Annotated in this window: 3 protein-coding genes; 2 read left to right on the top strand and 1 reads right to left on the bottom strand. The window is 57.0% G+C overall.

The genetic code is table 11. From position 1 onward, the window contains the following. Positions 1-556: 556 nt before the first annotated feature. Complete coding sequence (locus ABX749_RS22970; RefSeq protein WP_372898044.1) at positions 557-1,933, top strand: sulfatase; 1,377 nt, start codon at positions 557-559, stop codon at positions 1,931-1,933. 44 nt (positions 1,934-1,977) lie between these two features. Then, the gene (locus ABX749_RS22965) at positions 1,978-2,349 is read left to right on the top strand and encodes an alpha-L-fucosidase (RefSeq protein ID WP_372898043.1); all 372 of its coding nucleotides are present in this window, start codon (positions 1,978-1,980) and stop codon (positions 2,347-2,349) included. Positions 2,350-2,919: 570 nt separating this feature from the next. Here ABX749_RS22965 and ABX749_RS22960 read toward each other — a convergent pair. Beyond that, positions 2,920-4,606 (bottom strand): sulfatase-like hydrolase/transferase (locus ABX749_RS22960; protein ID WP_372898041.1); only part of this gene is annotated, 1,687 nt, incomplete at its 5' end.

The following is a 4,606-nucleotide window of genomic DNA, read 5'->3' as shown; positions in this document are numbered from 1 at the left end:
AATGATCGCGGATACGATGCGATCCGAAGAGTGTTTCTCAACACCATCCTTGCCAAGACGAAGCTCAAATAGAAAAAAGGGAAAGGGGTTTTTATGGGACCGAAAGTGAGACAAGAAAATGGATGACAGGAAAATCTGGGAGGATCGTTGAGGGCCTGGATTCCATGTCTGCGACCGGCGAAATGGATCAGGTCAGTTCATTTCCCGCACTCCATTTTCTTGTCAACCATTTTCTTGTCGCCCCTCTTCCCGACTCCCATTTTTCTGCCAGCGGTTTTCCTGCCATCTCTGTCGTTCCCGGACACGAATTACCCGCATCCGAGCAAAGCCCGTAGGTGGATGGCACTATCTGGGACACCCACTCCGTCGATCATGACGATGTCATCATCGAAAATGTGACGTTGGAAGGCTTCAAGTAATACACTGATAAGCCGATCCTGACGGAGGTAGATATCTCGCGTGGCAAAGGGGCAGCTGCCTTGAGGCAACGGAAGTCCGACCACGGAGCTTCGGAACAGATCGACAACTAACACACAAGCAAGCCCCAATCAACACCATGTCTGAACACGCGACGCGGAAAGCCATTCTTGTTTGCCTGCTGTGCTTCACCCCAGTCTCACTACAGGCCGAAACAGACAAGCCGAACATCGTGCTGCTGTTTGTCGATGACCTCGGCTGGTACGACCTCGGGTATCGCAACGCGAAGTTTGAGACGCCGAACATTGACCGGCTTGCCGGCGAAGGTGTCGATTTCACGCGTGCCTACATCGCCAGCCCCACCTGCAGTCCGAGCCGGGCGACGTTGCTGACGGGAAAACACCCGGCTCGCTTGCAAATTGTTCGCCACATTCCCACCGGAACCACAAACGGTTTCGACAAGTGGGGGCGAACCGATCAGGAATTCAATCAATGGGACGGTGACCCCGCCCAATTCCCGTGTCGAAACTGGTTGCCGCTTGAGCACACGACGTATGCCGAGGCGCTCGGTGACCTTGGTTATCACAACACGTTCATCGGCAAGTGGCACCTCGGCCACGAACCGTACCACCCGGACAAACAGGGGTTCGACGTTCAATTCGGCACTTCCAACTTCGGCCATCCCAAGTCGTACCTGGCTCCGTTCTTCAAGAACTCTGACGTATTGTCGGATGTCAAGAACGACTATCTGAAGGACGTTCTCACCGACCGCTGTGTCGACACGATCGAGGGCTACGAGGGCGATCAACCGTTCATGCTTTCGATGTGGTACTACAACGTGCATCGACCGCCCGTTCCTCGACCAGATTTGTTCGATCATTTCAAGGCAAAGGGCTACGACGACACCGACGCCATCTACGCCGCTCAAGTCAAGGCCGTGGACGAATCCGTCGGTCGCATCCGCCATGCACTCGCGACCAAGGGCATCGCAGACGACACGGTGATCGTTTTCTTGTCCGATCAGGGAAGCTGGTATCAGAATTTACCGCTCCGCGGCAGCAAGCGTGTCGACACGCTATGCGAGGGCGGCGCCCGGGTGCCACTGATCATACATTGGTCTGGCGTCACCAAGCCCGGCACGCGATGTGACGGCTTGGTTCAATCGACCGACCTGTTCGCAACGTTCGTGGAGATGGCGGGCGGAGACTCATCGGCATTCAGCGACCTGGATGGCATTTCGCTGCTGCCGGCGATTCGTGGCGAACCACTTCCTGATCGTGGCGAGCCATTGTTCGGCTACCGCGCCTACCAAGACCTTTACGCTTCGGTTCGCGATGGCGACTGGAAGATGCTGGCTTATCGAAGCGGCAAAGTCAGTCTGTACAACATCGCCCAAGATGAATCTGAACAGAACGACGTGTCGGAGTCCAACGGCGACATTGTGAAACGCTTGACGGGGGAACTTGTCGCGTGGGAGCAACGCATGAACGTCCAACAATACTCCGGCGTGCAATGAAACTTACGATTCCGCGATAGGCGATCGCAGCGTCGGATGCAACAATGGCAGTCGGTCAAAGCGATGTGGGAGCCCTGGCGTTGGGGATCGAACGGCTGGACGCATCGGAAATCGCTGTGATGCGAACGCGAAACAGCCTGAGGCCGGACGCGATAAAGAGTCATCGAAACGAAGGACAAATCATGAAGATAAAATCATTTACTCTGTTGGCATGTCTTTGTGCCATGACACTGTTGGGCATTGCGTCGGCTCAGACGCCAACGGCCGAAGATCACATGAAATGGTGGCGGGATGCCCGATTTGGCATGTTTATCCATTGGGGGCTCTACCCACAGCCGTCACGGAAGACGAAACGAAAAGAGGGGAAAGGGGTTTTAAAGGAAAGTAAGACAAGAAAATGGATGACAGGAAAATAGGAGAGGATCGTTGAGAACAAAGAATCCAGGTCGGAGACCGCCGCAATGAATCAGGTCAGTTCATTTCCCGCACTCCATTTTCTTGTCAACCATTTTCTTGCCGGCCCTCCTTCCGCCTCCCCCTTTTTCTGCCCGCGATTTCCCTGCCATCTCTGTCGTTCCCGGACACGAATTACGCGGATCCGAACAAAGCCAGTAGGTGGGTGTCACGATCTGAGACAGCAACCGCTCAGCAGAGCGAAGGTGGGCAGAACGCAACATGTCCATGAATGCCCTTTGCCGGAATGTTGATTTCTGAAGTAGCTGCGGTTGCCCGACGGCAACTTGTGCGTACCGAAGTGGCGTTGTCGCAGCAGCAGCGACGGCCGTGCGACGCAGGAAGATTCGGTGGTTCATGACGGATTAGACCTTAGTTGGCTTCACCGTGCGTCAGGTGATTTGCGGGAGTCGAGAAAAGCTTTAGAAGCGGCTTCGAGCTTCTCGAGATTCGGCGCGGCTTTGCGCTCGTAGCTCTTGATGGCCTTGCCAGCGTCGACGACGGCTTTGTTTCGGGCCTGGAACTCAGGATCGTCAGGTTCCGTTCGGATATTTGAACGTGAGGTTTTCAATGGTGCCGGTGTAGTGGTTCGGGGCGGTGTAGGTCCCGACGGGCTGAGCCAGATCCGCACCGATTTGAATGGAGTCGCCGGGTTCGCGCGGGAGGATGCCTGCTTCCGCCTTTCCGACGAGCTTGCCATTCACTTTCAGGAACATCTCACCCTTGGGATTCCAGTTCGCTTCGAATGGGGTCGGACCGGCGATCGCGGCAGAGGAACGGACCTCGGTGCGTTCTTCGCCAACGCAGGCGGCAAAGCACAGATGTCCTTCATCGAGGTAGACGCTGTAGCCGGCTCGACTGTCGCCGTGAGCAAAGATCACCCCCGAGGGAGAACGGGAGTGAATGGTCCCCTTGATCTGAAGTGATCGGCCTCCCGCCACCTTCGGCGCACGAAACGCCGGCAGGTCGAGCCATGACTTTCCATCCAACTGGAGCGAACCGGAATCGTCTTTGACGCCATGGCTGACGAATCGAAGCAGTTGATTGCTGGCGAGGATTGCGATCGTGGGCACGGGGGCGGTGAGGGGAGCCTGGTCATCGAATGCAAAGCCGACGTCGTCGGCCCAGGCCGCGATCTGGCGGGCCATCGCTGCGGCCCGCTTCGGTTGCACAGAGAGAAGATTGGTCGTCTCGCCTTCATCCGCTTCGAGATCGAAGAGTTGGGCTTCACTGCCATCGGGATTGACCAGGAATTTCCAGCGACCGTCGCGCATCGCGAACGTGGGGCTTTGGTGTTCCGGTTTGCCGCCTTTGAGAATGGCGTGCGGATGGCCGTATTGCCAGAACACTGGTTTGCCGCGAGGGGCGGGATGGCCCAGAAGAACGTCACCACGGTCGAGACCATCGAGGTGATTCTCGACCGGAACGCCGGCGAATCGACAGAGGGTCGGTGAAAGATCAATCGCGGCGACGACGCTGGTGGTGTCTTCGATGCCGGCCGGGATCGTTCCCGTCCAGCGAGCGATGAAGGGCATGCGGATGCCGCCTTCGAACAGTGACCACTTCCGACCTCGATAGGGGCCTGTGAAACCTGCCGGTGGACCGGTCTTGTATTTGCGCGGCCAGTCGGTGGGACCGTTGTCGCTGGTAAACAGAATCAGCGTCTTGTTGCCGAGATTCAGTTCATCAATCGCGGCGACGACTCGCCCAATGTGTTCGTCCATCGCCTCCAACACTGCGAAAAAATCACGGACATAGGGATCGTCGGAAACAGACTTGAACTTGTCGGCACTGCCGGGAAGCGGCACGTGCGCGTCGTGAACGTCGTTGGGGAACAGCCTGACGTAGAACGGACGGTCGTGGTGACGCCGGATGAAATCGATCGTACGATCGGTCTGGATCTGCATCCTCTCCCAACGCTCACAAGGAATGATCTTTCCGCGCCCCAGGGCACGCGCCCGTTCGATGGCGTTTGGGTTGTTTTCGATGATGCGATCGCCAAGGCCTTCGAATGAAACCAGGGACTCGTCGAATCCATACGCCTGAGGCAGAGGTGCGTCGTCGACGTCACGACCGCCTCCCATGTGCCATTTGCCGAAATGAGCGGTCGCGTATCCGGCGGCTTTCAGTTTCTTTGCGGTCGTCGGGGCGGACGGGTCCAGGTAATCTGCCATGCCGCGGTTCGCGTTTCCCGCCCGAGTGTTCAGGTACGAATGGATT

The sequence above is a fragment of the Stieleria sp. genome (assembly GCF_041595215.1).
GTDB classification, from domain to species: domain Bacteria; phylum Planctomycetota; class Planctomycetia; order Pirellulales; family Pirellulaceae; genus Stieleria; species Stieleria magnilauensis.
Note: the sequence above shows the minus strand (reverse complement) of the source record. Positions and strands in the feature narration are given on the sequence as shown.